Origin of the sequence: Variovorax rhizosphaerae, assembly GCF_037889975.1 — a bacterium.
GTDB classification, from domain to species: Bacteria; Pseudomonadota; Gammaproteobacteria; order Burkholderiales; family Burkholderiaceae_C; genus Variovorax; species Variovorax rhizosphaerae.
Genome location: NZ_JBBKZT010000024.1, coordinates 38,120 through 59,946 on the forward strand (window position 1 = coordinate 38,120; position 21,827 = coordinate 59,946).

The following is a 21,827-nucleotide window of genomic DNA, read 5'->3' on the forward strand; positions in this document are numbered from 1 at the left end:
GCTCAGGCGTCGAGCTGCGCCAGCACGCGCATGGTCGCGGCGCGTGCGCGGCGTGCGCGCTCGGTCGCGCCGACGGTGCGCGCCAGCGTGTGGGTCGGGATCTCGAGGGCCAGCGGAATGTCGCGCGGCAGGGCGCGCAGCAGGCCCACCAAGTCCACGCCGCCGTCACCGGGAAACAGCCGCTCGGCGCGCGCCTGATGGAGGATCTCTTCCATCGTCGGCGGAATCTCGGCCGGCACGTCGCAGAACTGCAGGTAGCGCAGGCGCGAAGGCGGAATCGAGGCGATGTCCTCGATGCGGCTGCGCGACCGGCTGAAGTGGAAGGGGTCGATCAGTACGCCGGCGTTCTTGCTGCCGCAACGTTCGACGATGCGGGCGGCCTGCGTCAGGTTCTTCGCTTCGGTCCACGGCATGAACTCGAGGACGGCGCCCAGGCCGTAGCGGCCGGCCAGCTCGCAGAAGGCCGCGAAGGATTCGATCTGCCGGGCATCGTCCGGGTCGTTGCCCGCCACCAGCAGTTCGCTCGCGCCGAGACGTGCGGCGGTGGCGATCGCGGCTTCGTAGTCGGCGGCGCGCACATCGGGCTTGATGCGGAAGATCTCCACGTCGAGCACCTTGATGCCCGTGTCTGCCAGCCGCGCCTCGACTTCGCGCAGCATCGGCGTGTCGCCCACGATGTCGTACTGCGGTTCGGTCGGCGTGGCGGGTAGCAGGCGGATGCCGACGTGGCTGTAGCCGGCTTCGAAGGCGCAGGTCACCATCTCGGGCGGCGTGAGTTCGAGAACGGTGAGGGCGGCGAGGGAAATGGGTCGGGTCATGGTTTGTCTCCTGGCAAGGGCACGGTGTGCGAGGTGTCGTTCAGTCTTGTGTCGGGATCCGGACGACTGCGCCTGTGCGTGCTGCTTCGGCAATCGCCTCGACCACACGCAGGTTCTGCAAGCCGTCTCGCACGCCGACCAGCGGGGCGGCTTCACCACGCGTCACCGCGCAGAAATGTTGAAGTTGCAAGACGAGCGGATCCAGCCGCTCGCCATCAACGACCGAGGCCGTCATGGGCTCGTACCACGAGCGCTTCTGGTCCGGCGCAAAAGTCTTCAGTCGCATCGTCGGGACGGACAGTGACCCTTGCGTGCCGACGATGCCGTAGCAGTCCTCGTCAGCGTCGTGGGCGTAGTCCTTGTTCTCCTGCGAAGTCTGCTCCCAGCTGCGTGCGCTGGCGGCCGCGTCGGACAGGATGAAGGTGCCGAGCGCACCGCTGGCAAAGCGCAGCAGCATCGCCGCTGTGTCTTCCACTTCGAAGCCGCGCGTGGCGCTGGAGGTCGCGGCCTGCACGGAGACGATCTCGCCGCAGAGCGAGCGCAGGTTGCCGATCTCGTGGATCAGGTTGATGAGGATCGGACCGCCGCCCGTTTGCGTGCGCCAGGCCCCTTCTTCGAAATAGTTGTCGGGCTTGTAGAAGAGGGCGCTGCCGGTCACGGCGACGATCTTGCCGAGCCGGCCTTGCCGAATGATTTCGCGCGCTTTCGCGAGGATCGGGCTGTGGGCGCGATGATGGCCGACCAGCACCCGTGCGTCGCTGCCGCTGTGTTCGACACGCTGCACCAGTCGCTCGGCTTCTTCGACAGTGTGCGCTACGGGCTTCTCGACCAGGACCGCCACGCCGGCGTCGATGCACTCGATCGCATGGGCCACGTGCAGGTGGTTCGGCGTCGCGAGGATCACGGCATCGGGCTTGTCCTCCTGTGCCAGCAACTCTTCCAGGCTCCTGAAGAGCGGCACGCCCGCGCCATCGGCAAAAGCGGCCGCGGCCGGCGAAGGATCGACGATGGCCGCGAGCGTGCATTCGCCGCTCTGCTGGACCAGTTCCGCGTGGCGGCGGCCGATCAAGCCTGCGCCGGCCACGGCAATGCGAATGGGCCGCGAGGCAGGGGCGGGTTGCGGGGACTGGGCTGCGGTCATGGGCTGTGTGTCTCGGATGGATTGCGAATCTTCTGGGGGAGTCGCCGTGGCGATGAGGCAAATTTAAGGAAGAACGAATCGATGAACAACGGCCGGATCGTGGCTCTATGATTCACGAATCGTGAGCCTCAAATTTCAGTTGGATGATCTGCGGGTGTTCTGCCTGGCGGCGCGCAAGGCCAGCTTTGCCGCGACGGCGACGGAGCTGGGCACGTCGCCGGCCTTCGTGAGCAAGCGCATCGCGATCCTGGAGAAGTCCCTCGGCGTGACGCTGTTCCATCGCGCCGCGCGGCGCGTCACGGTGACCGATGACGGCGAGCGCGTGTACGCCTCGGCCCAGCAGATCTTCGAGGGCGTGGACCACATGGGGGAGACGGTCGCCGGCGGTCGGCTCGACCCGCGCGGCCTGTTGCGCGTGACGACCAGTGCGCGACTGGGACGCAAGCACATCGCGCCGGTGCTGTCCCTGCTGGCGAAGCGCTATCCGGCGCTCGACATCACGCTCGATGCGGTGGATCGCCGCGTCGACCTGATCAGCGAGAACATCGACCTGGACGTGCGCGTGGGAGAAGTGGATGAGCCGCACCTGGTCGCGACCCGGATCGCCACGAGCGTGCGCGTGCTGTGTGCGGCACCCGCGTACCTGGAGCGCCGCGGCGCCCCTGAAAAGGTCGCCGAATTGAGCCAGCACGATTGCCTGGTGCTGCGGGATCGCAACCAGGCTTTCGGGGTGTGGCGCTTGACCGGCCCCGGTGGCACCGAGAAGGTCAAGGTCACCGGGCGCCTGTCATCCAACAATTCGGAGATGGTCCGCGGTTGGGGCAAGGACGGCCACGGGATCTTGTTGCAGGGCCGGTGGGACGTGCATGACGACCTGCGCGCCGGGCGCCTGATACCGGTCTTGCCGGAGTGGCATCAGCCCGCCGATATCTGGGCCGCGAGTTCGGTGCGGCTCAGTCATTCGGCCAAGGTGCGCGTGTGTGTCCAGTTCCTGCAGGAGCAACTGAACGGGGAGGGGGCTTTCGCGCTCAAGTGACCCGCGGTCGAGCCCCGTGAGATTGAACCTAGAAAAAGCAGTTGACCGCGCTCAACCTTTGGAAAAGCAGCATGGAGCCTGAGACTTCTGCCTTCGATCGCGTTCGCCGCCGGGGTGAGAGCGCTATGCACCCGATTGCACCGCGCTCGACGCGCCATGCGGCGTTGCTCGGCCTTGCGGGCATGAGCCCGCCGCGTTCTCGCCCTTGCAGGGCGCGGCTCAGCCTGAGGCTGAGCCCGTTCACGCTGTCCGATGGCCCTCAAGGGCCATCGAAGCCGCAGCGCTCACCCTTGCCTGGCACGCCGATCACGGCGCACTCGGGCGCATCCAACTGCTTTTTCTAGGTTCAAGGCTTGAGTTGGTCGATGGCCTTCGAGGTCTGGTAACCGGACACGGCGATGGCGACGACGGAAGCGAGGCAGAGCAAGAGGGTGGACATGTGGAAACTCCTGGTGGGGTTGGGATGGGTCAATACTAGGGTAACCACTAATATCCAGCCCCAGGAAATGTCTCTTGTTTTCGTGGAAACTTTGCCGCCGCCTGACGACGCGTCTCCGCATCCTCGCCAACCTGGGCAGGCGCATCCACGCTACTGAAGCAACTCCAGCTTCCAGACCGCCACCACCGCGACCACCGACACGAGCGCCAGCGCAGTGAGCGAACCGGCCAGCCCTGGTCGCTCGGCGAAGGGATCGCGCAGCATGCGAATCGCGTGTCGCGGAACCTGCGCGGTTTTCGACAGCGAAGCGCCAAGCCGCACGTTGACCTTCATCCGGCCGTTGATGGCCCAGCCGCTCGCATCCAGCAGCGGCCCCAGGCTGCGCTGGCGCAGCTTGAGCCAGGCGATCAACATGCTCGGCCCGGAAATGGCGAGGACCACGCCAGCCATCGCGATGGGAATCCATTGCCCGAGGTCGATGAACTTGCTGAACAGGGCCACCAGCACGGCGCTGATGCTGCCCATCGCGACGCCGATCGCCGCCACCGTGCCGACGTCGACCCGGCCGGGTACGCGCGCCGCGGTCGAAGCGCCGGGTGCGGCGGCAGTCTTGTCGACGTTGGCAATCCCGGTGGCCAGGGAACTGAGCGTGCCTTGCGCAGTGGCTTCGCTGGCGGCGGCGCGCCGTGCGACCTGTTCCTCGATCACCCGTACGAACTTCTTGTAGGGCGAGAAGAAGGCTTGCGCGACGCTGGTCGGGTTCTCGATGAGCCGTGTGATGGTCGCGTCCCAGTCGCGTCCCTGGCGGTCGTAGAACACGCCGTTGCGGCCGGCGAAGAGGAAGTCGACATCGCCAGCGGTGAAGGCCGCGACGATGTTCATCTTCTCGCTGCCGCGCCGGCATTCGCAGTAGGCCAGGCAGGTCTTGGCCAGGCCAGCGAGCACCGCATGCTGCTTGATGTCGTCCACGCGCACCACGAGATCGCAACTGCGACTGTCGAGGTACAGCGTGCCGGCCTGGAAGATGGCGCCCTCGCGGCGGTAGAAGGCCTTGAAGGAGACGAAGTTCTCCAGCAGCACGAGCAGGTCGCGCTTGAGGCGCAACAGTTTCTCCAGGTCGCGCAGGCGTGCGTTGTGCGGGCCGGCTTCCTCGTCCTGATCGATAAGCGCCAGCACCGGCGCCTGCATGGCGGTCAGTGCGGTGATGGTCCCGCTGTCCAGTTCGGCCAGCGGGGATGCAGGCTTGGCCGCCAGCCATTCGCGGCAGGAAGTGACACGGCGCAGGAGTTCGTGCCACGCAGGCTCGTCCATTTCGTTGTGCGCCTGGCCCAGCAGTGGCGCGACGGCGTGGCGTTGCAAGTTGGCGAGTGCCTCCGCCCACGCGGGGTTCACGCCCGTGCGCAGCGGCAGCGTGCGCCCCGGCGCGATGGTCGCCAGCGGCAGCGCGGCGATGCGCTGGTTGTCGAGCGTGAGTTCCTCCGCGCCCAAGGCCTCATAGGTCTCGGGCGAGGCATTGAGTGCAGCGACCGACTGGATGTCATAGGCAGCGACGCGGCATCGCGCGAAGAAGTCATCGACTTTCTCGCGCACGGCCTCGACGGCCTCGGCTGCTTGCAGCGTGTGTCCGTTGCTGCAGGCCGCTTCGTCGTCACCGGCCTGCCAAAGGCGCATGGCCTCGACTTCGGCAAAGAAGGCTTCAGCGCGCGCCCGGTCGATGCCGTCCTGGCCGTTGCAGTCCTTCACGCTGCCCTGGGTCTCGGCGATCCACTGCAGGGTACGGCGCACGGGCTCCTCGGTCGCGGTGTCCGGCGTGATGATGCCGTCGCCGTTGAAGCGCATGGCGGCGAGCGTGTCGCTGCGTTGCATGACGTCGTCGAGCGTGATGACGTTGGCGTCCTGCTTTTGCAGATGATCGAGCACGCGACGGGCTTCTTCGCTGAGCGGCAACTCGCCCTGTGCCGACGCGCTGAAGGCGTCCAGGGTGATGCCGTCCACGCAGTCCATGAGCTCGTCGGGATCGCGCAAGTGCGCGCATGCCCATTCGCATGCCGCGATGAGTTCCGGGGGACGGATGCGGCCGTCCTGGTCGGTGTCGATGAAGTCGAGCGTCCTGCTGTCGAACTCCACGCCGCGCGTCGGGCAGGCGAGTGCGACCCAGAGCTTCTGGTCGAGTTGGCCGATGTTCGCGATATCGGTTCCGTCGCGGATCAGGACCTGGTCCACGCCGCCGGCGCGGAAGAACTTGAATTCATGGGTTGGGTGCATGCTGGGGTGTGTGCTGTGTTGCGCGATGCGCCGCCTCGCTTTCGGGCCCGTCATTGCCGAGCGATCGCCAGCTGGCGCAACGGCATGCCCCCGCGAAGGGGGCTGTCGTTCGTCGATGCCCCGGATTCTTGGCTGCGCCGGGATACCTTCCGTGTAGGCATTTGGAGCATGTTGGCGCAGGAGACCCCAAGAGCAGGTGTTCATTCGAGCCACCCGGCAAGGCATCACGTCAGAATAGGCAACAAGCGGCAGCGCCGAGGGCCGCACAGACTGGAGCTGCCCATGCCTTTGACCCCCCCCGCCCGCCCATGAAGCCGGAGACTTTGCCCCCGCTCGACGTCGAGACGCTGTGGCGCCTGTGCCTGCACGTCGTCCGTCAACGTCGTCTCGGCAAGGCGCCGCAGGACGGGCCGGCGCTCACATGGGAGGCGTCGCAAGGATTCACGCTGGGCGACGAGTGGAGCGCAGAGGCTGGCGAGCTTTTCTCGCTGGTCAAGCCCCTGCTCGATCGCACGCACGGCAGTGCGCCGTGGGTGCTCGGGCAACTGGGGCAGAGTCTCAATGGCTGCATTGCCACGCGCGGCGGGGATGCGAACTACATCAACGGCGCCGAGGTGCTGCTCCATCTGCATCGCCTGCGTGCGCTCAGCGACGCGGTGATCGTCGGCGCGGCGACGGCGGCCCTGGACAACCCGCAACTCACGACGCGCCGCGTCGAAGGCGACAACCCGGTGCGCGTGGTGATCGACCCATCGCTTCGCGTGCCGCCGTCGTCGAAGGTCTTCTCCGACCACGCGGCGCCGACCTTGCTGGTCTGCGATGCGGAGCGCGAGGCAGAGGCGGCAGATCGCGTGGGCGCAGACCAGGTGCTGGGCGTGCCACGGCTCACGGGCTCGGACGGCATCGTCGATGTGCGCGCGATGCAAGCGGCCCTGGCCGGGCGCGGCTTGCGTGTCCTGTTCGTGGAGGGCGGCGGCGTGACCGTGTCGCACTTCATGCGGCAAGGCTGCATGGACCGGCTGCACCTGAGCATCGCCCCCGTGGTCATCGGCGATGGGCGACCGGGACTGTCGCTGCCGCAGGACCTGTCGATGGGCGACTGCGCGCGGCCGCCCTGCCGGCTCTACCGGATGGGCGGGGATGTGCTGTGGGACCTGGACTTGCGTGCCTCGGCGGCTTCGGACGGGATGGCCAGCACGTCCACATGACCGACACGCAGCGACGTTCGGTCGATGGCGGCCATGCGTCGCGACGTCCACGCATGCACGAGCGATTGCGCTGACGCGTCCTGTTCCAGCGCCGCTGCGCCCATGCCCTGGATCATGGCTTCCAGCATGGCGTGACGGGATGGCTCGATGTGCCAATCGCTGCGTGCCTGCATCACCTTGAAGCCCGACCCGCCAAGACGCGCGACGAGGTGGTCCACCGCATCGGTGCCCAGCGAAGTGCCAAAGCCCTTGTCGCCCAGTTGGTGCGCGCGGAACAGCGCGTGGATGGCGGCATCGTCCGCGTCGGCTTCATGCCACTCGACCAGGCCAACCACGGTGAGCGCAAGCAGCAGCGCCGACCGGGCCGTCTTGACATGGCCCAGCAGCGTGTCGAGCCAATCGGCCGAGACGAGGTCGAGCAGCGCCGAGGCGGTCACGAGATGGGCCGCATGAAAGGGCAGGGCATCCAGTCGAGTGGCGAGGTCGATGCGCCGGAACAGGATGTCGGCTTGCCAGTCCGCGCCTTCGACGCGCCACCCCTCGGCCTTGGCTTGCCACGCATGGCCGTGCGCTTGCGCCCACGCGGCGAAGTGCTGCGGGAGCGCGGCCAGGAGCGCGGGATCATGGTCGACCAGCAGCCACTGCTGCGCGCTGCCGAGCAACGGCGCCAACACGCGCACGTTGGCTCCGGTGCCGCAGGCCAGGTCGATCACGCGAAGGGCCGCGGTGTTGCGCAGCCGCCCTGCGAGGGATCGCAGTGCCAGGGCTTCGGCGGAGCTTGCGCGGGCGCTCATGTCGAAGGGCTCGCGCAAGGCCAGCCAGTCGGCGCTGAAGCCGGTCATGTCGTGTGCATCCTCTGCGCCGCATCGATCAGTGCCGATGCGAAACGGGCGCCGCTTTGGGTCCAGGTCGGCAGCGCCTGTCGTGCGGCCATGGCCCCGGCGCGCAACTGCGTGCGCCATGCCGCGTCTTCCATCAGTCGTCGCAATGCAGTGCGCAGCGCGACCACGTCACCGGGCGGAACCAACTCGCCGGCTGCGCGCGGTACGGTGTCGGGAATGGCGCCTGCCTGTGTGCTGATGATCGGCAGGCCCCGCGCCAGCGCCTCGGCCAGCGCCATGCCATAGCCTTCGTGGAAGGAAGGGAGGACGAAGGCATCGGCTGCGGCATAGAACTTCTCCAACTCGCCTTCCGCCTTGTCGCCATGCAGCACGACGCGATCGCGCAATCCGTGCTGGTCGATCGCTTCGCCCAGCGTGGTCGCACACGCGGCGTCCATCGTCGCGCTGCCGACGCAGTGGAGCGTCCAGGCCTGTTCGCGCAGGCCGGCAAGCGCCTCGACGAGCACCGCATGGCCCTTGCGCGGCGTGAGGGTGGCCACGCACAGCAGCGACAGCGCTTCCCCGCCGCTGCCTGGCGCCGGCGGAGCCGGTTCGGTGCCGGGGACCACGGTGGCAATGCGGGAAGGTGGAACACCGAAAGCGTCCAGCCCGCGGGCGGTGAAGGGGCTGGTGACGATCACGCCGCGGACGGCGGCCAAGGCACTTCTTTCGCTCTCGAATAGCGCGCGCTGCCGGTCAGCGTCGAGCCCGGTCTCCAGCGAGAGCGGGTGGTGCACCAGCGCCACCCATCGCAGCCGTTGCGCATGCCGATGCGCCAGTTCGTCGAGTACGCCGAAGGCCAGGCCATCGACCACGACCAGCGCGCCATCCGGCAATGCCTCGACCACGCGCGCTGCACGGGCCAGCGCCTCGGCATCGGGCGCCGGATAGCCGTCGCCGAGTGCGTGGACATCCACCTGCCATCCCGAAGCGCGAAGCTCCTCGATGATGTGGCGGTCATAGGTGTAGCCGCCGGTGTGCGTGTCCAGGTCGCCCGGGATCAGGAAGCTGCAATGCATGCCGTCAGAGCGCGTGCTCGTAGGCGGCCCAGGCCACGTGCGATTCATGCAGGCAGACCCGCATCGACGTCAGCCCGCTGGCATGCGCGCCGAGGTCGCCTGCCGAGATGCGCGAAGCCACGCGGTCGAAGATCACGCGCGCCATGAATTCGGTCGTGGTGTTGCGCCCGGTGAAGGCCGCTTCGTCGTCGAGGTTGCGAAAGTTGAGTTCACCGAGCACCTTGCGCAAGGCCTCGGTGGCGAGCCCGATGTCCACGACCACGCCGTCGGCGTCGAGCTCGGGTCGGCGCAGTTCGAGGTCGACCACGTAGGTCGCGCCGTGCAGCCGTTGCGCGGGGCCGAACACCTCGCCGCGGAAGCTGTGGGCAATCATGAAATGGTCGCGGACGTTGACGCTGTACATGCGGGTTTGCTCCGTTGAGGTTCAGGGATAGTCGATGCGCTGGCACAGCGTATCGGGCGCGCCGCGGGCCAGTCGCTCCAGGACCTGCGGCAGTTCGTCAAAGGGCGCGTTGTCGGTGATGAGCGCATCGAGCACCGGCTCACGCAACAGTTGCAACGCCAGCGTGAGCCGGCGCCGATGACTCCAGCGCGCACGTTGCGCCGTTGCCACTTGGCCCACCTGCGAGCTCTTCAACACCAGGCGCCGCGCATGAAAGGCTTCACCGAGCCGCAGCGAAACGGGTTGCGATCCATACCAGCTCATCTCGAGCACGGTGGCTTCAAAGGCGGCGAGCCCCAGCGCCAGCGCGAGGCCGTCCGGATTGCCGCTGGCGTGGATCACGATGTCTGCATCCGGCCGTGCGGCGGCCGGACTCGCAAAGCGCGCGCCCAGTTGCTCGACCACCGTGCGACGGCCCGCATGCGTGTCGATCAATTCGACCTCGCACCCCGGCATGCGAGCGGCGAGCCAGGCCACCAGCAGGCCGACCACGCCGCCACCGACCACGGCGATGCGGTCGCCGACGCGCGGCGCCGCATCCCACAGCGCATTCACCGCCGTTTCCATGTTGGCGGTCAGCACCGCACGCGCCGGCGGTACGCCCTCGGGCAGCACGTGCACGGCATCGGTCGGGACGCGGTAGCGGGTCTGGTGGGGATGCAGGCAAAACACATGGCGGTCCAGCAGTTCCGCCGGACCTTGTTCGACCACGCCGACGCTGGCATAGCCGTACTTCACCGGCGCGGGGAAATCGCCTTCCTGGAACGGCGCCCGCATGCGATCGAACTCGCTGGGCGGCACCTGTCCTCGGTACACCAGCAACTCGGTGCCACGGCTGATGCCGCTGTGCAGTGCGCGAACGATGACCTCGCCGGGCCCTGGCTCGACCACGGGGCCGACGCGGATTTCCGCGCAACCCGGCGCCGTGACCCAGCAGGACCGGGCCTCGGTGGAGACAGCGTGGGAGCGACGGGCGGGCATGCGATCCATGATTCAGATCACGGGCGATGGGAGGAGGTGCGACGACCAGACCCAGGCGTGGCGACTCATGATTGCTTGACTGGATCGCGCGGCGATGTGTGAACGGGCCTCGGCGTATCGGCCGAGCGAGGCTCCAGCGCGTCCGCAAGGATGAGTTGGCTCATCTGCCCGGCGATGAACTCGCCAACCGCTCGCGCCCCGCCCGGCTTTGCGCCCGTGGAAGCGCCGAACGCGACCCTGGCCACAAGGTTGCGGTAGCGCGGCAGTGCCACTTGCAATGCAACGGCCAGCTTTTCCTTGTCGCGAGCCGTGCGGCGCAGCAGGGTGAGCGGATGCCGCTGTGCCTCGGGAGACACCACATGGCTTACCAGCGCGGGCACGAAGCGCGTCTCAGGCGCCAGGCGAGCGAACAGGATGTAGCTGCCGGACCAGTTCCGCAACGACGCCAAGGCGCGCTGCGAGCCAAAGGCGCCGGGGTCGGGCTCGATGTCTCCGGCCGGGAAGGTCAGCAAGGCGCCACCCGCTTGCAAATGCCGGGAAGCCGCGCGCACGACGGCCATGCGCTCGCCGCCTTCATCGGGCAGCAGGATCAGTTGTCGTGCGACGTTGGGCAAGGCGCGAAGAAAGGGGCGATCGGCGGCAATCACCCGAAGGTCCGGTCGCGACGCGAGGCTGGTGAAGAGTGCGACCGTATCGGTCATGCCGGGGTGGTTCGCCAGGATGACGACCGGGCCTTGCGGTGGGACATGTTGCAGGCCCGTGGTCTCGATGCCCGCCGTCATCCGGTCCACGAGCCATGCGCTGCCTTGCGCCAGTCCCTGCGCACCGACGCGGTTGTCGAACTCATGCGCAGTCAGGGCGAAGCGCCGCGCCGCAGGCCGGAACAAGCGGCGCAAAGGCGTGCCACCCAGGCGCAGCAGGCCCATCGAATCGAGCAGGTCGTCGAGGTTGAGTTCGGTCAGCGTCTCGACCAGCGATGGCGCGGTGGCGGGCATGTGCAGACGGGGTTTGGAGTTGGCCCTGGTGGCACGCATTCTTTCAGATTGGTGCACATTGCCGGGCTTTTCGGAAGCCCTGGTCGGCCGGCACGTCCGCTGTCGGCAGCCCCGCGAGTGTCGAGCGGTCTTGTCTGCGAACTTCCAACCCACGACACGCGTATCCGCGCGACCTGTTCAGATCAGATGCAGGTGGGTCGAGTTCTTCACTTCCTCCATCACGGCGTAGGTGCGGGTCTCGCGCACGCCCGGCAACTGCCACAGCACGGAGCCGGCGAACTGCCGGTAGTCGTTCATGTCCGCGCTGCGGGTCTTGAGCAGGTAGTCGAAACCACCCGCGACCATGTGGCATTCCATGATGGCCGCATGCACCTGCACGGCAGCCTTGAACTCGTCGAACACGTTCGGCGTGGTCCGGTCCAGCAGCACTTCGACGAAGACCAGCATGCCCGCGCCCAGCTTCAGTGGATTGAGGCGTGCCTCGTAGCCCAGGATGTAGTTGTCCCGCGTCAGGCGTTGCACACGGGCAAGCACTGCCGTCGGCGAGAGCCCGACTGCATCCGCGAGCTTGAGATTCGCGATCCGGCCGTCCTCCTGGAGGAGCTTGAGGATCTTCAGGTCCAGCCGGTCAAGTTCGGTAGCTCGATCGGACACGCTAGTGATTTGTTCAGCTAAAACCCAAGAATTCAAACAAAAATTCGAACCAGAAGCCGGCATTATTGACGAATTCTCCAACACGTACTGTCATGACCGCCAATCAACTCTCTAGCCAGCCCACACCGTCGTTTTCTGAATTCGCAGACGGCCTGGCCGAAGCAAGTGAACTCCGCGCACGCATCACCGCGGCCTATCGCCGGGCAGAACCGGAGGCGGTGCCGCCGTTGCTGGAGGCCGCACGCCTGGCACCGCCGGTTGCCGAGGCCGCGCACGCGCTGGCGCATCGCATCGCGACCCAGCTTCGCAACCGCAAGAACGCGACGGGGCGGGCCGGGCTGGTCCAGGGCCTGCTGCAGGAGTACGCCCTGTCCTCGCAGGAAGGCGTGGCCTTGATGTGCCTGGCCGAAGCCTTGTTGCGCATTCCCGATGTGGCAACCCGCAACGCGCTCATCCGCGACAAGATCGCCGATGGCCAGTGGCAGACGCACGCCGGGCGCAGCCCGTCGATCTTCGTCAATGCCGCCACCTGGGGCTTGCTGCTGACGGGCAAGCTGGTTGCGACGCACAGCGAATCGGGCCTGTCGACCACGCTCACGCGCCTGATCGGCAAGGGCGGCGAGCCGCTGATCCGCAAGGGCGTCGACATGGCCATGCGAATGATGGGCGAACAGTTCGTCACCGGAGAGACCATCAAGCAGGCGCTGGAGCACGCGCGCAAGCTCGAAGCGGAGGGCTTCCGCTACTCCTACGACATGCTGGGTGAAGCCGCGCTGACGGCTCAGGACGCTCACCGATATCGCGCGTCGTACGAGCAGGCGATCCATGCGATCGGCAAGGCATCGGCAGGCCGCGGCGTGTATGAAGGCCCTGGAATCTCCATCAAGCTGTCGGCCCTGCATCCGCGCTACCAACGCGCGCAGCGTGCACGCGTCATGGACGAGCTGTACCCGGTGTTGCGCGAACTCACGCTCCTCGCCAAGCGCTACGACATCGGGCTGAACATCGATGCCGAAGAAGCCGATCGCCTGGAGCTGTCGCTGGACCTCCTGGAAAAACTGTGCTTCGAGCCGGCGCTGGCCGGCTGGAACGGCATCGGCTTCGTGATCCAGGGTTACCAGAAGCGCTGCCCCTACGTCATCGACTACCTCATCGATCTCGCGCGCCGCAGCCATCACCGCCTGATGATCCGGCTGGTCAAGGGCGCCTACTGGGACAGCGAGATCAAGCGCGCGCAGGTCGAGGGGCTCGAAGGCTACCCGGTGTTCACGCGCAAGGCCTATACCGACGTGTCGTACCTGGCCTGCGCGCGCAAGCTGCTCGCAGCCCCCGAGGCCATCTACCCGCAGTTCGCCACCCACAACGCGCACACGCTCGCGGCGATCCACGAGATGGCCGACCCGGCCACCTATGTCCCCGGCCAGTATGAATTCCAATGCCTCCATGGCATGGGCGAACCGTTGTACGAGCAGGTGGTCGGCTCGGTCGAGAACGGCAAGCTCGGACGCCCGTGCCGCATCTACGCGCCAGTGGGCACGCATGAGACCTTGCTGGCCTACCTGGTGCGTCGGCTGCTGGAAAACGGCGCCAACACCTCGTTCGTGAACCGGATTGCCGATCCGACCATCGCCATCGACCTGCTGGTGGAAGACCCGGTCGCCACCGTGGAGCACATGGCCGCGACGGAAGGCGGTGTCGGACTGCCGCATCCCTTGATTCCCCTGCCGACAGCACTCTACGGGCAGGCCCGAAGCAACTCGAAGGGGCTCGACCTGTCGAACGACGACAGCTTGCGCGCGCTCCGTGACGTGCTCCGGGCGAGTGCCGCCGAATCATGGACTGCCGGGCCCCTGCTCGCCGAGCCGAAGGCAGCGTCTTCGGCGCGCGTGACCGCAGCGGTTCTCAATCCCGCAGATCTGCGCGACGTCGTCGGTGAGGTCCAGGAGGCCACGCTGGCGGATGTCGACACGGCCCTCGACAGCGCGCAGCGTGAGGCGCCCCGGTGGGCCGCGACGGCCCCTAGCGAGCGGGCGGACCAGCTTGATCGCGCTGCCCAATTGCTGGAGGAGGGCATGCCGCGCCTTCTCGGCCTGTTGTCGCGCGAAGCCGGCAAGACCTACGCCAACGGCATCGCGGAGGTGCGCGAGGCCGTGGATTTCCTGCGCTTCTACGCAGCACAAGCCCGCAGCGAGTTCGCTGTCGGAACCCATCGCCCGCTGGGGCCGGTCGTCTGCATCAGCCCGTGGAACTTCCCGCTCGCCATCTTCGTGGGACAGGTCGCGGCGGCACTGGCTGCCGGCAACCCGGTGCTGGCAAAGCCGGCCGAGCAGACTGCGCTGGTCGCCGCCGAAGCCGTGCGGGTGCTATGGCAAGCGGGCATTCCACACGCCGCGGTGCAGTTGCTGCCGGGTCGGGGTGAAACGATCGGGGCGGCGCTGGTTGGCGATGGGCGCGTGCAGGGCGTCATGTTCACCGGATCCACCGAAGTCGCACGCATATTGCAGAAGACGCTGGCCGCAAGGCTCGGCGCGGACGGGCAGCCCGTCCCGCTGGTCGCGGAGACCGGTGGGCAGAACGCGATGATCGTGGACTCCTCGGCGTTGGTCGAGCAGGTGGTCACCGATGTGATGGCGTCGGCCTTCGACAGTGCCGGCCAGCGCTGCTCCGCGTTGCGCGTGCTCTGCGTGCAGGAAGATGTGGCTGATCGTGTGATCGAGATGCTCAAGGGTGCGATGGCTGAAAGCAGGATCGGCAACCCCGCCACGTTGGCGGTGGACATAGGGCCCGTGATCGACGCCGAGGCCCGCGCCGGCATCGAGCGACACGTCGCCGCAATGCAGCAGCGCGGCCGCAAGGTGCACCGCCAGGCTCGGGAAGCCGACCGGGCCACGACGCTCGGAACCTTCGTCGTGCCGACCCTGATCGAACTGGACAGCCTGTCGGAACTGCAGCGCGAAGTATTCGGTCCGGTTCTCCATCTTGTCCGCTATCGCCGCCGGGACCTGGGAACGCTGATCGGTCAGATCAACGGCACCGGCTACGGCTTGACGCTGGGTGTGCATACCCGCATCGACGAGACGATTGCCCAGGTCGTGGAGCACGGTCGCGCCGGCAATGTCTACGTCAATCGCAACATGGTGGGCGCTGTGGTGGGCGTGCAGCCCTTTGGCGGTGAAGGCCTGTCCGGCACCGGCCCGAAGGCCGGCGGGCCGCTGTACCTGTATCGCATGCTTTCTTCGCGGCCGGACGATGTGATGGCGCGCGCGCTCGCCACGGCTGACCTCGGCAGCGGCAGTGCGCAAGCCTCGACCCTGGAAATGGGCCCGGCGCTCGCCGCCTTGGCGGCATGGGCGCAACTGGCTGGCCAAGTGGACCTTGCCGGGCAGTGCCAGCGCTTCGCAAGCTTGTCGCGCAGCGGCCATGCACGCACGCTGGTGGGTCCCACCGGTGAGCGCAATGTCTACACGCTGCTGCCGCGCGAGGCCGTGCTTTGCCTGGCCGAGTCCGAACAGGATCGCCTGGTGCAACTCGCTGCGGTGCTTTCGGTCGGAAGCACAGCCGTGTGGACGGCTGGGGAAGGCACCGAGAGACTGCGTGCGTCCTTGCCGCAGGAGGTGCAGCAATCGATCGCCATCGCGCAGGACTGGCGTGCCCCGACCGTCAGCTTCGATGCCGTGCTGCACCACGGCGACGCTTCTTCGCTGCGCGATGTGAACCAGGCGTTGGCAATCCGCGTCGGCCCGATCGTTGGCGTGCGGGCATTCGCCCCCGGCGTCAGCGACATCCCGTTGGAGAGCCTCGTCGTCGAGCGCTCACTGAGCGTGAATACCGCCGCTGCCGGCGGAAATGCCAGCTTGATGACGATTGGTTGATTCCTCGTAGCACCGTGACACGCGAGAAGCGACGCGTACGGCTCGCGTCCGCGTGACCCATGGTCTTGTGGCATGACCAGTGGGTCTCGACGCGCGCGTTGGCGGGTCGTAACAGGACCGGCCAAGCGGCGCGCCTCGCTGCTTCTAGATGCTCGGCGGATCGGTCTCCCGCTCAGGATGCCGATGCTTGCCAAGGGCCGCGAGAAAAGCATCGATGGCAGGCCCAGCATCCTCGCCGTCGCCGAACACAAGACCCGGGTCTGCCTCGCCCGAAGGCAAGGTGTCGGGCACCTTGTTGTCCGCCAGCAGCGAACCCCCAGCGCCCAGCGCCAGGATGGTCTTGCAGTGGCGGTACTGGTCCTTGATGAACTCGCCGGTATGGCCGTCAGCCGCCAGCACCGCAACGCCCGCGTCGCCATCCGGCAGCACGAGTCCGTCGAAGAGGAAGCCGGGTTCGTTCTCCATCGATGCATCGGCCTGCATCGTCTCGCCCGATGCGGTGGTGAACGCGCCGATGCGCGGGCCGACCAAGCGCCCGACGGCGCCGGCGGCCAGCAACGCCGCCTGCAGCGCCGCGATGGCCGCGCCGTCGACGCCGTTCGCCACGAGCACTGCCACCTTGCGCGTGGCGATGGACCCGTCGCCCGGGCGTGCCGTCAGCGACAGGTTCGGTGACTGCGTGACCTCCGGTTTCACCGGCGTTTCGAGCGCCTTCGGCAATGCGGCGGGCAGCGCCATTCCCAACCCGTCCGCCACTTGCTTCGCGAGCGCGCGTGAGGCGTTGACCAGGCTGGCGACCATGCGCTCACGCACGGCAGGCACGGTGCACTTGGAGAGTTCGAAGCGAAAGGCCGCTGCGATGTGCGCCTGCTCCGACGGCGTCTGGCTTTCGAAGAACAGCGTGGCCTGCGTGTAGTGGTCGGCAAACTTCTCGGGCTTGCCGCGCACCTTGTCCTGCTCGACCTTCTGCGGAAAGGTCACGAAGCCGGCTTGCGCGCCGGCCTGGAAGGGACAGCCGCCGCCGAGCGAATTGGGCTCGTAGGCGACGCGGCCGCGATGAATGGCCTGCCGGTGCATGCCGTCGCGCTGGTTGTTGTGCACTTGCGCGATCGGCGCGTTGATCGGCAGTTCATGGAAGTTCGGCCCGCCCAGGCGCGTGATCTGCGTGTCCACGTACGAGTGGATGCGCCCGGCCAGCAGCGGGTCGTTGCTGAAATCGATGCCGGGCACGACGTGCGCGGTGCAGAAGGCAACCTGCTCGGTCTCGGCAAAGAAGTTGTCGGGGTTGCGGTTGAGCACCATGCGGCCGATCGGCTTCAGCGGCACCAGTTCTTCCGGCACGATCTTGGTGGCGTCGAGCACGTCGAAGCTGAAGGCTTCGGCCTGTTCCTCGGTGAAGACCTGCACCGCGAGTTCCCACTCGGGAAAGGCGCCGGCCTCGATGGCTTCCCACAGGTCGCGGCGGTGGAAGTCCGGGTCGGCGCCGGAGATCTTCACCGCTTCGTCCCACACCAGCGAGTGCGTGCCGAGCACCGGGTTCCAGTGGAACTTCACGAACACCGATTCACCCGCCGCGTTGACGAGGCGGTAGGTGTGCACGCCGAAACCCTGCATCATCCGGTAGCTGCGTGGGATCGCACGGTCCGACATCGCCCACATCAGCATGTGTGTCGACTCGGGCATGAGGCCGACGAAATCCCAGAAGGTGTCGTGGGCACTGCCGGCCTGCGGCATGCCGTGGTGCGGCTCGGGCTTGACGGCATGGACCAGGTCGGGGAACTTCATCGCGTCCTGGATGAAGAACACCGGGATGTTGTTGCCGACCAGGTCCCAGTTGCCCTCGTCGGTGTAGAACTTGACGGCAAAGCCGCGCACGTCGCGCGCCGTGTCCTTGGAGCCGCGCTCGCCGGCCACGGTGGAGAAGCGCACGAACACCGGGGTGATCTTGCCGGCCTCCTTGAAAGGTGCCGCCTTGGTGAGTTGCGGGATGGCGTCGTAGCACTCGAAGTAGCCGTGTGCAGCGGAGCCGCGCGCATGCACGATGCGCTCCGGGATGCGCTCATGGTCGAAGTGCGTGAGCTTTTCGCGCAGCACGAAGTCCTCGAGCAGCGCCGGACCGCGCAGGCCGGCCTTGAGCGAGTTCTGGTTGTCCGAGATTGGCACGCCCTGGTTGGTGGTGAGGCGCTGGCCGCTGGAATCGACGCGCACGCGGTCCAGCGACTCGATGGTGGCGTTGATGCCTGGTGCGGCCATGCTGCCGGTCTTGTAGGAGGGGATTTCTTCAGACAGGGTGCTGCCAGTGGCCGCGGGGCTGGCGGGCTCGCTGGTCAAGCCGACAGGCGGATTCAGTGCGTTGTCGTGGCCATGCTCCAGCGGCTTGTTGGCGTTGGCGGGCATCGATGCGACCAGCGCCTGGGTCTGCGCGGCTTTCAAGGCCAGCGCGTCGGCAGGCTGGCCTGGCGGCGCTTGCGCTGCTGCGCTGTCGGTGTTGCGGGCGGCCGAGGAAGCCGCGGTTTGCGGGCCGGACGGCGGCGCTGGCTTGGAAGGTGACATGGTGGGCTCCGATTGGTGGCAGAAGAAGAGGGCGCGCGGATGCGCGCGCTCAACAGGAAGGGTTCACGGCCGGAAGGGCCGCAAGGCGGGCGGCGACCGCGTGCAGCAAGGCATCGCCGAAGCCGCCCTTGGCACGGGCGTCCTTGCGCGCGCTCGTCAGCACGCGCGGTGCAGCGCTCCAGGCGATGCGTGCGCCGCTGCGCTCCAGGGCCTGCACGAGGTCGACGTCCTCGCTGCAGGCCAGCGCCTGGAAGCCACCTGCGCGCAGGTAGGCCTCTGCCGACACGCCCAGGTTCGCGCCATGGATGTGGCGATGGCCTTCGCGGTCGCTGTAGGTTTCAAGGAAGTGCGCTTCGATCAGCGCCGCGTGCTCGCCATGGGCCGACCAGTCGGCCACGCCGATGGAACCGCAAACGGCATCCGCGTCGAGCGCCAACTGCGCTGACAGCCAGGTCGGCGACACCGTGGTGTCCGCATCGGTGAAGGCCAGCCAGCGCGCGCCGGCGGCCAGCATGGCGGTGGCGCCCAGTGCGCGCGCCGTTCCCACGTTGCGTGCCAGCACCATCGAGGTGGTTGCACCATGCCGTGCGGCCACCGCCGCGGTGCCGTCCGTGCAACTGTCGAGGACGACCATGACTTCGACGGCTTCGCCATTCAGGGCAGGATCCCGGCGCGCTGCGTCGATGGCTTGCAAGGCATTGCCGATGTGATGCTCTTCGTTGTGAGCCGGGATGACCACGCCAATCATGCCGGCGCTCAATGCGTGAATTGAGCGAACGGGGAGATGGCGGGCATGCCCGGGAAAGGCGGAAACAAGGTGCGCATGAAGTTGTCTCGCGTGAATGGAGGAAGAGGATTCGCGCCGACGGCGGCCGAAAACTGTTCCGGTTGTTTTGGTGGATGTGAGGTCATGGGGACAGCGTTGACATGTCTTTTTGGTAGGAGGCCATGCCGTCCCCGTAGCAGGTGAAGGCCCGCAGGGCATGAACAGCAGGAGCCGCTTCAGCTTCTTTCTCCTACAGCGTGCGAACGCGTGCGCCGACGGTGCTTGCAGGTGCGAGCCCTAGGCTTTCCGTCCATGCGCATTGCCTCCCCCCAACCCCACGACAAGCACATCGCGTGCACCGGCACGAGCGGAAGTCTCGCCAACCTGCACGAGGCGCACGGGCTCGGCCTTGCGCTCTCGCACTTGGTGGAAGCAGGCCTCGACCGTCTGCCGAAGCCCGGCGCGGGCCAGACGCTGGCGCGCTGGCGTGCACTCGCCGAGGTGGCGGCGCTCGACCTGTCGTTGGCCAAGTTGTTCGAAGGGCACACGGATGCCCTCGCGATCCTGGCCGAACTGGGGGGGCCGAATGCACCCCCCGGCTCGCGCTGGGGCACATGGTGCGCCGAGCCACCGGACGCGCGGCTGGTGTTCCGGCTCGCCGGCGAACGGGACGAGATCCGGATCGACGGCACCAAGGCCTGGTGCTCCGGCGCGGACAGCGTTACCCATGCCGTCGTGAGCGGATGGAACGAAGCCGGAGAGCCCTGTCTCGCGGCTGTCGGGATGGCGCAAGCGGGCGTCCACGTGACGCAAGCCGGTTGGCAGGCCGTCGGCATGGCGGCAAGCGGCAGCGTGGACGTGCGATTCACCGATGCGCGTGGCGTGATGCTTGGCGCGCCCGGTGACTACACGCGGCGCCCCGGCTTCTGGCACGGCGGTGCCGGCATTGCGGCATGCTGGTACGGCGGTGCCTTGGGCATCGCTAACACGGTACGAGCGCTTTCCCGGACCACCAAGGATCCGCACCGGTTGGCGCACCTCGGCGCCATCGACGTCGCGATGGCCGGGGCCGCGGCGTTGCTGCGCGAGGCGGCCGCGGCCATCGATGCGCAACCGGATGCCAATGCCGAAGCCTTGGCACTGCGAACGCGGTTGGCCATTGAAGCGGCGGCCGAGCAGGTCCTGCGCCATGCGGGTCGTGCGTTGGGCGCGGGACCCCTCTGCCGCAACGCTCGATTCGCCCGCGCCATGGCCGACTTGCCCGTCTACATGCGCCAGAGCCATGCGGAGCGCGACCTCGCGGCCTTGGGACGACGCGTGACGGAAGCGGCACCAGGCGCATGGCAGCTTTGACGCACGCGGCGCGACACATCGATGCCAGCGAAGGCACGCCGGAGGCCGACTGGTTGCCGTGGCTTGCTTCGGCGGGGCTGTCGACCGTGGCCGCGGAGTCGCTGGTGCCGGACGGCGCACGCGCGGTGGTGGTGGCGCCGCATCCGGACGACGAGGTGCTGGCCGTGGGCGGACTGCTGGCCAGCCTCGCCACCTTGCAGCGCGAGATCTGCATCGTCGCCGTCACCGACGGCACCGCGAGCCACCCTGAGTCCAACCAATGGTCGGCACTGGATCTGGCGCGCACGCGTCCGGCGGAGACGCGGCGCGCATTGCAGCGCCTCGGCATATCGCAGGAACCGGTGCGGCTCGGCCTGCCGGATGGCCGCTTGCAGGCGCTGCGTTCTCAGCTCGAGGACCGGTTGCTGCCCTTGCTGCGACCCGATGACACTGTCTTCACGACCTGGCGCCTCGACGGCCATCCGGACCATGAGGCCACCGGCATGGCATGCGTCGATGCGGCCGCACGCATCGGCGCGCGCGTCGTCGAGGCACCGGTGTGGGCATGGCATTGGGCCCGGCCCAACGATCCGCGCATGCCCTGGGCACGCGCACGACTTCTTGCGCTCGATGCCGAGTCGTCGCAGCGCAAGCGCCTTGCGACCCAGGCCTTTGAAAGCCAACTGCGCCCTGATCCTTCCACCGGCGCCGGTCCGGTATTGCGTGCGAGCACGGTGGCGCGGGCTGCGCGCCCCTTCGAGGTGATGTTCCCATGAGCGAAGAACGCGAAGTCCCGATGGCCGGACGGCGCGAGTACTTCGACGCGCTCTACGAGGCGACCGACGACCCTTACGGGCTGCGAAATCGCTGGTACGAGCAGCGCAAGCGCGCGATCCTGATGGCATCGTTGCCGCGGGAGCGCTTCGCGAGCGCCTACGAGCCCGGATGTGGCGCGGCCGAACTCACACTGGACCTGGCTCAACGTTGCGACGCCGTGCTGGCCAGCGACTTCTCGGCGCCCGCGGTGCTGGGGGCGCGAACACGCACTGCGGGGCTGGCCAACGTCCGCGTCGACCAGCACCACCTGCCGGTCGATTGGCCCATGGCCGAAGCGCCATTCGACCTGATCGTGCTCAGTGAAATCGGCTACTTCCTTGACGCGGGGGCCATGCAGCAGGTTGCCGCCCTGTGCTCAGCAACTTTGGGCGCTGACGCCACTTTGGTCGCCTGCGACTGGCGCCCCGACTTCCAGGAGCGCGCCCTTTCCACCGAGTGCGTGCATTCCATCCTTGGAGAAATCGGCCTGCCGCGACTGGTGGTGCATGCAGAGCACGATTTCCTGTTGCAGGTCTGGTCGCGCGACCGCCGCTCGGTGGCGCAGCGCGACGGCATTCGCTGACTTCTGCTTCGAAGCGCTTGCCTTCG

The 21,827-nt window shown here is 67.6% G+C and carries 16 protein-coding genes and 1 pseudogene; 6 read left to right on the forward strand and 11 right to left on the reverse strand.

Annotated elements, in window-relative coordinates; genetic code table 11:
* Positions 1 to 2 precede the first annotated feature (2 nt).
* Together WKW82_RS33285 and WKW82_RS33290 are read right to left on the reverse strand one after the other, a co-directional pair.
* Positions 3 to 818 carry a sugar phosphate isomerase/epimerase family protein gene (locus tag WKW82_RS33285; protein ID WP_340347223.1) on the reverse strand — a complete coding sequence of 272 codons (816 nt, stop codon included), beginning with the start codon at positions 816 to 818 and terminating at the stop codon, positions 3 to 5.
* A gap of 40 nt (positions 819 to 858) precedes the next feature.
* Positions 859 to 1,959, reverse strand: a complete 1,101-nt coding sequence (locus WKW82_RS33290) for a Gfo/Idh/MocA family protein (protein WP_340347225.1) — start codon at positions 1,957 to 1,959, stop codon at positions 859 to 861.
* A 121-nt stretch (positions 1,960 to 2,080) separates the two neighbouring features.
* Between WKW82_RS33290 and WKW82_RS33295 the strand changes: the two genes are divergently transcribed.
* Complete coding sequence (locus tag WKW82_RS33295; protein WP_340347226.1) at positions 2,081 to 2,995, forward strand: LysR family transcriptional regulator; 915 nt, start codon at positions 2,081 to 2,083, stop codon at positions 2,993 to 2,995.
* A 589-nt stretch (positions 2,996 to 3,584) separates the two neighbouring features.
* On the opposite strand, the gene WKW82_RS33300 is transcribed toward WKW82_RS33295, so the two are convergent.
* The gene (locus tag WKW82_RS33300) at positions 3,585 to 5,699 is read right to left on the reverse strand and encodes a hypothetical protein (RefSeq protein ID WP_340347228.1); all 2,115 of its coding nucleotides are present in this window, start codon (positions 5,697 to 5,699) and stop codon (positions 3,585 to 3,587) included.
* Between the two features lie 308 nt (positions 5,700 to 6,007).
* Here WKW82_RS33300 and WKW82_RS33305 point away from each other — a divergent pair, with 308 nt between their 5' ends.
* Positions 6,008 to 6,907, forward strand: coding sequence for a RibD family protein (locus WKW82_RS33305; protein WP_340347229.1), 900 nt, complete (start codon positions 6,008 to 6,010; stop codon positions 6,905 to 6,907).
* On the opposite strand, the gene WKW82_RS33310 is transcribed toward WKW82_RS33305, so the two are convergent.
* The 6 genes from WKW82_RS33310 to WKW82_RS33335 form a co-directional block, all read right to left on the reverse strand.
* The gene (locus WKW82_RS33310; protein WP_340347230.1) at positions 6,823 to 7,749 is read right to left on the reverse strand and encodes a class I SAM-dependent methyltransferase; all 927 of its coding nucleotides are present in this window, start codon (positions 7,747 to 7,749) and stop codon (positions 6,823 to 6,825) included. The two genes, WKW82_RS33305 and WKW82_RS33310, sit on opposite strands and share 85 nt — an antisense overlap.
* A complete protein-coding gene (locus tag WKW82_RS33315) occupies positions 7,746 to 8,807 on the reverse strand; it encodes a glycosyltransferase family 4 protein (RefSeq protein ID WP_340347231.1) in 1,062 nt (353 codons plus the stop codon). The genes WKW82_RS33310 and WKW82_RS33315 overlap by 4 nt, the downstream gene beginning before the upstream one ends.
* Positions 8,808 to 8,811: 4 nt before the next feature.
* Entirely contained in the window at positions 8,812 to 9,210 is a 399-nt protein-coding gene (locus WKW82_RS33320) for a 6-pyruvoyl trahydropterin synthase family protein (protein ID WP_340347233.1), read from the reverse strand.
* A 21-nt stretch (positions 9,211 to 9,231) separates the two neighbouring features.
* On the reverse strand, positions 9,232 to 10,239 hold the full coding sequence (locus WKW82_RS33325; protein ID WP_340347235.1) for a zinc-dependent alcohol dehydrogenase: 1,008 nt from the start codon (positions 10,237 to 10,239) through the stop codon (positions 9,232 to 9,234).
* A gap of 56 nt (positions 10,240 to 10,295) precedes the next feature.
* Complete coding sequence (locus tag WKW82_RS33330; RefSeq protein ID WP_340347237.1) at positions 10,296 to 11,225, reverse strand: 1-acyl-sn-glycerol-3-phosphate acyltransferase; 930 nt, start codon at positions 11,223 to 11,225, stop codon at positions 10,296 to 10,298.
* Between the two features lie 177 nt (positions 11,226 to 11,402).
* A complete protein-coding gene (locus WKW82_RS33335; protein ID WP_340347239.1) occupies positions 11,403 to 11,879 on the reverse strand; it encodes an Lrp/AsnC ligand binding domain-containing protein in 477 nt (158 codons plus the stop codon).
* 56 nt (positions 11,880 to 11,935) lie between these two features.
* Here WKW82_RS33335 and putA point away from each other — a divergent pair.
* Positions 11,936 to 15,751: pseudogene (putA, locus tag WKW82_RS33340) on the forward strand (trifunctional transcriptional regulator/proline dehydrogenase/L-glutamate gamma-semialdehyde dehydrogenase); the annotation flags it as partial.
* Positions 15,752 to 15,895: 144 nt separating this feature from the next.
* Here the strand turns inward: putA and WKW82_RS33345 are convergent.
* Together WKW82_RS33345 and WKW82_RS33350 are read right to left on the reverse strand one after the other, a co-directional pair.
* Complete coding sequence (locus WKW82_RS33345; RefSeq protein WP_340347242.1) at positions 15,896 to 18,304, reverse strand: catalase; 2,409 nt, start codon at positions 18,302 to 18,304, stop codon at positions 15,896 to 15,898.
* 49 nt (positions 18,305 to 18,353) lie between these two features.
* Positions 18,354 to 19,052, reverse strand: a complete 699-nt coding sequence (locus tag WKW82_RS33350; RefSeq protein ID WP_340347244.1) for a glycosyltransferase family 2 protein — start codon at positions 19,050 to 19,052, stop codon at positions 18,354 to 18,356.
* Positions 19,053 to 19,382: 330 nt separating this feature from the next.
* Between WKW82_RS33350 and WKW82_RS33355 the strand changes: the two genes are divergently transcribed.
* From WKW82_RS33355 to WKW82_RS33365, 3 genes are read left to right on the forward strand one after another with little or no spacing between them, the layout of a single operon-like run.
* Positions 19,383 to 20,423 (forward strand): acyl-CoA dehydrogenase, encoded by a 1,041-nt coding sequence (locus WKW82_RS33355; RefSeq protein ID WP_340347245.1) that lies wholly within the window; start codon positions 19,383 to 19,385, stop codon positions 20,421 to 20,423.
* Complete coding sequence (locus WKW82_RS33360; RefSeq protein WP_340347247.1) at positions 20,411 to 21,178, forward strand: PIG-L deacetylase family protein; 768 nt, start codon at positions 20,411 to 20,413, stop codon at positions 21,176 to 21,178. The genes WKW82_RS33355 and WKW82_RS33360 overlap by 13 nt, the downstream gene beginning before the upstream one ends.
* Positions 21,175 to 21,801 (forward strand): SAM-dependent methyltransferase, encoded by a 627-nt coding sequence (locus WKW82_RS33365; RefSeq protein ID WP_340347249.1) that lies wholly within the window; start codon positions 21,175 to 21,177, stop codon positions 21,799 to 21,801. Before WKW82_RS33360 ends, WKW82_RS33365 begins: the two co-directional genes overlap by 4 nt.
* Positions 21,802 to 21,827: the final 26 nt, after the last annotated feature.